The following is a 6,068-nucleotide window of genomic DNA, read 5'->3' as shown; positions in this document are numbered from 1 at the left end:
TTCTGCTCATCTTCTTCCATCACAAGGTGTCCACCTATTTTGGTGGACACCTCATGCATCAGAGCACTCAACAGCAAAAGGTGCGGGGAAATTCGCGCTTACCGCGGAGCATTATCGTATAGCCGCTCAACGGGCAAGTGATGCCGGTCTTCGATGGCTGACCATCTGGGGAGATTTGAGCGGCTTCGCACGTCCTGCGCATGCCTGTAAGGCCGCCAAGTTTTCTGGGTTAGCAGGCGCGCACTGTGGCAGCTTGGCTTGTACGGCGAGGCCATAGTTGAGTGAGGCGAAACAAATCCAGCCCCGCGGTCAATCCCGAGGCTTCCCACAATGGCGAAGAGAACATCTTCACTCGTTCCTTTTGAGCACAAGACCTTCCGTTCGCTATGGTCGGCTGCACTCATTTCGAACCTTGGCACCCTAGTGGAAGGTGCGGCGGCAGCTTGGCTGATGACGAGCATCGCAGCAGTAATTTTTGATCGCCCATTCGTGCTGTGTACCAGCCCTGTGTCTTGCGCAAGTGGTCACGAACGGCTGCCGGAGCCTCGAAGACGCCCTAAAAACACATGTTGCGATTTTTGAACACGCTTGACGTGTTAGATTAATTCATCCACGATGCGTGTGTTGAACACGCGAGGTGAGTTATGAACATGAAAGAGCTTAGGGTTCGACTGGGCATGACTCAAAAAGATTTGGCAGAGCAGATGGCAACGACGCAACAGACTGTGGCCCGTTGGGAAACAGGCAAAACGCAGTTGAACGTCGAGCAGATCAAGGACCTTTGTCTCACGTTGAAATGCACGGTCGAGGAGCTGCTGGGCTGGAAGATTGATGTCGAGGAGTGGCGCACGAGCCCGTTTGCAATTGCCGATGCCGAAACGCGATACGGCACGCTCAGAATCAAGACGACTGTTGGCAGCCGCCAATATCCTATCGATGAAAAGGCGCGTGAATCGATTTTACGTCAGTTGAAGGAACTTCATAATCTGCGCAGAAATAACACAAGCAGGCCATGGCTGTATTGTTGGAGCCTTGACAACAAAATACTCTTGATAAATCCGCAATATGTCCGCACCATTGAGCTTATCGGTGACGATGTAGAGGAGATGCCAGAGTATTATCATCCAGAAATCTATCGGGCTTTGGATGACTGGGATAAGGGTGAGGTTTCAGGAAAGCTGAAGAAAGAATGCGATGCCATCATCGCAGAGATGGGTGATCAGGAAGCCGTGCGCATGGCCTCCTATGTTCGCGTCACATATGACGACGGAGAAGATGAGTGGAACTTCTTGGATGAAGAAACCGCTACGACTTTCTTCGGATTGGAAGCTGCGACCTTTGACGTTCCCCAGTGTAGTTTCGCCGAAGTGGAGGAAGAAGGCTACTACCGAGCGCGATACGCCAACCTTGATCGCGTCGCGGTGATGGAGGTTCCAAGCGACCGTTATCACAGATTGACCGCGCCCGAGGAAGCTTAGAACCATCCACGAAGGGCGCATGTTACATCTCGACCTTGCGTGGTGCGTTTTCAGTACGAGATGACGTTAAGCGTAGGTAGTGGCAGGTAAGAGTGCTCGACCAGAAGCTCAACTGCCTCCTCAATATCGCTGCCGATGTGCCGCAGGACACGTCCACGGGAGCGTGGATAGGCGTGAAGTTCCTGCACTCCACGGTCCGCTCTCCCATCGCCGGTGTGCGCCCGACGCCATCTTGTGGACGAGCTTGGCCGCCTGCACCCGGTTGTATTCCGGCTTGCGGTCCGCCTGGGCGGTCCGCCGCGATGGCTATCTCCATGTCAATCGGCGCCGAACTTTGACTGCCCGCTGCTTTTGATGAATTTGGCGAGGTCCCGCGCATAATCACTCTTGGTCTTCTCCTTGAGGCCCTGTGTCGCGAACTTGTGGTCCAGCAGGGCAAACAGGTCCAAGTCCCCTTCCGCCTGTGGCGCTGGCTTGCCCTCACCGCCCTCGGCTTCCCAATTGGGGACCGCTTCTGCGTGCTGCACCGTGGCGATTGTCCGCCCAAGACGCATCACAAGATCGAACGCCAAACCGTGCGCGTGCACGACGATTTGCCGCTCAGGCCTCATTTGGACAGGATTTGAGCTAGCCCGGTGGTTTGAGCCGGGTTACCTTGAGCCGGTGGGCTGCGAACAAGCAGTTCGAGACATTGGCCTCGATCACTTCGCAACACGCCGCTGCGCCTGGCCTCGGTGTGCTCCCCCCGAAATCGTTGTGTCATATCACCGAGGGCATCACGGCCAACAGCTTCCACATGGGCAACAGCCTCGCCATTGAGCCGAATATGGTCGCGAGCAGATCACCAACGAAGCGGTCGGAACCTCGGAGCCGAAGTTCGACGCCGAGGTGGTTCGCGTGATGCGCTAAGCAGCACCACGGCGCTTGCCGGTATGTTTGCTGCCGGCAGCCGACGAACTCCTATCCTCCTGGACAAGGGCGCCGTGCGTCATTGCTTTGATTTACCGGCCGCTCAAGGCTTCCACAGTTTTCGCTTTCGAGGCGACCTTTGGAACATGCCAGCGGAAATTTAACATAACGACATAAACATTTCTTTATGCGGCGTTGACAATGAAGCGAACTGCTGTAATTGTCTCCCGCGTCGTGGTTCTCCGTACGGCGCTGCCGCAGCGGAGCTAAGAGGGAAGCCGGTGCGATGCCGGCGCTGCCCCCGCAACTGTTAGCGGCGAGCCAACCCCACTCATGTCACTGAGGCGAATAGCCTTGGGAAGACGGGTAGAGGCTATGACCCCGCGAGCCAGGAGACCTGCCACGGCGAATTACGTCCACGGGCGGGGTGTCTCGGTGGCCGCTGCAGCCTAGCGTTCGTGCCGGCCTGCTAGCGCCTTCCTTGTCACCGACGCCCCAACCATCGGGGTCTGGCATGACTATCTCTCAGCAAATTCCTGTAGCAACGCTCGGCGTGCCCCGCTTCGGTCGTCGGCGAGAACTGAAATTCGCGCTTGAAAGCTACTGGTCCGGAAAATCGTCCGCTGCCGACCTTCTCACGACCGCGAAGGCGCTCCGTGCCGCTAGCTGGGAGGAGCAGCACGATCGCGGCGTGTCGAAAATCCCGTCGAACGACTTCTCGCTCTACGACCATGTGCTCGACACCGCAGCCATGGTCGGCGCCGTTCCATCCCGTTACGGCTGGAATAGCGGCGAGGTTCCACTTGACATCTACTTCGCAATGGCGCGGGGCAACCAGGGTCAGACGGAGGATTGTCGACACGCTGGTCACCAGCAGGCGGCTCATCGGTCTGATGTAACCGCGATGGAAATGACCAAGTGGTTTGACACCAACTATCACTACATTGTGCCGGAACTCAACGATGATCAGACGTTCGCCCTCTCGTCGACGAAACCGGTCGATTACTTCATCGAGGCTAAAGCTCTCGGCGTTCACACACGCCCAGTCATCCTTGGACCGATCACCTTCCTCAAGCTGGCGAAATCGCCTGCCGAAGGATTCGATCCCATCGCGCTCCTGCCGCGGCTGCTGCCCGTCTACGAGCAACTCCTGCAGAGGCTGAAGCTGTCTGGAGCCGACTGGGTGCAGATCGATGAGCCAGCGCTTGTCCTCGATCTGAACCCGAACGAACGAGCTGCGTTCGAATTCGCCTATGGCCAGCTGTCGAAAGCCGCGCCCGAGCTGAAGATCATGCTGGCTACCTATTTCGGGCCGCTGGGAGACAATCTCGAAACCGCGGTTTCTCTGCCCCTGGCCGGGCTGCATATTGATCTCGTGCGCGCTCCCGAGCAGCTGGAAACGGTGGGTCGGCTCGCACCGAAGGATCTGGTGCTCTCGCTTGGCTTGATCGATGGCCGCAACGTCTGGCGTGCGAACCTGCCCGCCATTCTCGACCGCATCAAACCGATCGTCGCCGGCTGGCCCTTGGACCGCGTCGAGATCGCGCCTTCTTGCTCGATGCTGCATGTGCCGATCGACCTCCGCATGGAGACGGAACTCGACGCGGACATCAGGTCGTGGCTCGCCTTCGCGGCCCAGAAGACCGACGAGTTGGTGTTGCTTGCCCGGGCCCTGTCCCAAGGCAGGGATGCGGTGGCAGGCGCGTTGAAAGCGTCTGCCGAGGCTGCCGCCACTCGCGTGACATCCACGAAGATCCATGACCCGCTGGTTGAGGGGCGGATCGCCAGCATTGACGACAGCATGAAGCGACGAGAGAGCGCTTTTGCCGAGCGCTCCAGAGTCCAGGCCGGCACGCTCGGGCTGCCGCCGTTCCCGACGACGACCATCGGGTCCTTCCCGCAGACGCCGCAGGTACGCAGGGCGCGGGCCGCTCATGCGAAGGGCCAGCTGAGCTATGTCGACTACGAGACCTTCCTGAAGAAGGAGATCGAGGCTGCAATTCGCTGGCAGGAAGAGATCGGGCTGGACGTGCTGGTGCACGGTGAGTTCGAACGAAACGACATGGTACAGCATTTCGGCGAGCAGCTGTCCGGCTTCGCCTTCACCCAGCATGCCTGGGTGCAGAGCTATGGGTCGCGTTACGTGCGTCCCCCCATCATCTTCGGCGACGTATCGAGGCCCAATCCGATGACGCTGCGCTGGTGGCAGTTCGCCCAGTCGATTACGGAAAACCCTGTGAAGGGAATGCTCACAGGCCCAGTGACCATTCTCAACTGGTCATTTGTTCGCGACGACGTACCCCGCTCCGAAGCATGCCGCCAGATCGCGCTCGCCATCCGCGACGAAGTGACGGATCTCGAATGGTCCGGCGCAAGGATGATCCAGATCGATGAGGCCGCGTTTCGCGAAGGATTGCCACTGCGCCAGTCTGATTGGAACGACTATCTCGACTGGGCTGTCGAATGCTTCCGGATCGCTTCAACGGGTGTAAAGGACGCGACTCAAATCCATACCCACATGTGCTATTCGGAGTTCAACGAGATCATCGACGCGATCGCTGAAATGGATGCGGATGTCATTTCGATTGAGACGTCGCGCTCGAAAATGGAACTGCTGGACGCCTTCACGAGCTCCAAATATCCGAATGAAATCGGGCCCGGAGTCTACGACATTCACTCACCACGCGTCCCGGAAGTCGGCGAGATTTCGGATCTCGTCATGCTTGCCCGCGAGCGACTGTCCGATGCCCAACTGTGGGTAAACCCGGACTGTGGCCTCAAAACCCGCAAGTGGGAGGAGGTCCGCCCTGCCCTCATGAACATGGTTGCTGCAGCACGCGCGCTCCGGGAGAAAGTGTAGGCCGGAAGGTTTCCTGGTTGCTCACCATGTGGTGAGTTACCGGCTGCCGCATGTCGGCCTGTGAATGTGCCAAAACGCGATCACATCCTTTGAAATAAGTCACTCGAGCGAAATGTGCACTTTCCTTCGGCACGTGTATTAATCGCGCAGGAGTAAAGGGGACCGTTTTCTCCCTGTGACGTGTCGAGTTCGATTCTCGGCTCGGTTCATCGAAATGCGCGGGTACATACATGACAGGTTCCTTCACTGGCCGCCGGGTTCGCTATTCACCGGTTGACATCCGATGGCAAGCGTTCCAACGCGGCGGCGATCTGGCGCTTCGCTGCTGAGGGCAGAGGCAGGATGGGACGCGGGGGGTCGGCACGGCAAATGTCGAGCAATTCGGCAAGTGCATAGACGACGCGAAGGCTCGAGAACTCCTTGAAGAGGCTCCAGAGCGGCGCAAGCGTGGCATCGATCCGTCGCGCTTCGGCCGCATCGCCCTGTTGCGCCACCGTGACGATCTTCACGCAGACCTCGGGCAGGATGCCGGCGAGGACGCTGTACCATGTGTCGGCGCCGGCGATCATGGCCTCTGCGGCGTTCCAGTCGCCGCTGTAGCCGATCGAGAACCCTTCCGGCACAGTGCGCCTCTGGTCGGCCAGATGGCTCTTGATCGCATCGCCCTTGTCTGTCGGATTCTTGATAGCGACAATCCCACCCACCTTTGCCAAGCGGCTGACGAGTGCTGGGGTGAAATGGAAATGCGTCGTTCCTGGATTGTCGTAGATGACGATCGGAAGGCCACTTTCGCGCGCCACCGTCCAGAAATGTTCGAACAC

General features: G+C 58.4%; 5 protein-coding genes and 1 riboswitch. Of the genes, 3 read left to right on the top strand and 2 right to left on the bottom strand.

Going from position 1 to position 6,068, the window contains the following annotated elements; genetic code table 11:
* Positions 1-330: 330 nt before the first annotated feature.
* Entirely contained in the window at positions 331-582 is a 252-nt protein-coding gene (locus NKI54_RS35920; RefSeq protein ID WP_352458261.1) for an MFS transporter, read from the top strand.
* Positions 583-644: 62 nt separating this feature from the next.
* Complete coding sequence (locus NKI54_RS35915; protein ID WP_352515945.1) at positions 645-1,478, top strand: helix-turn-helix transcriptional regulator; 834 nt, start codon at positions 645-647, stop codon at positions 1,476-1,478.
* A gap of 317 nt (positions 1,479-1,795) precedes the next feature.
* Here NKI54_RS35915 and NKI54_RS35910 read toward each other — a convergent pair whose 3' ends face one another.
* Positions 1,796-2,050: a hypothetical protein gene (locus tag NKI54_RS35910; RefSeq protein ID WP_352694568.1), complete on the bottom strand. Its 255-nt coding sequence runs from the start codon at positions 2,048-2,050 to the stop codon at positions 1,796-1,798.
* Between the two features lie 555 nt (positions 2,051-2,605).
* Positions 2,606-2,806: riboswitch (cobalamin riboswitch) on the top strand.
* Between the two features lie 95 nt (positions 2,807-2,901).
* On the opposite strand from NKI54_RS35910, the gene metE reads away from it, so the two are divergent.
* Positions 2,902-5,247 carry a 5-methyltetrahydropteroyltriglutamate--homocysteine S-methyltransferase gene (metE, locus tag NKI54_RS35905; RefSeq protein ID WP_352694570.1) on the top strand — a complete coding sequence of 782 codons (2,346 nt, stop codon included), beginning with the start codon at positions 2,902-2,904 and terminating at the stop codon, positions 5,245-5,247.
* Between the two features lie 266 nt (positions 5,248-5,513).
* Here metE and NKI54_RS35900 read toward each other — a convergent pair.
* The coding region (locus NKI54_RS35900; protein WP_352694567.1) for a dihydrodipicolinate synthase family protein at positions 5,514-6,068 on the bottom strand (555 nt) is incomplete at its 5' end.

Origin of the sequence: Mesorhizobium sp. M0663, assembly GCF_040320585.1 — a bacterium.
GTDB lineage: Bacteria > Pseudomonadota > Alphaproteobacteria > Rhizobiales > Rhizobiaceae > Mesorhizobium.
This window is presented reverse-complemented; position numbering and strand designations above follow the sequence as displayed.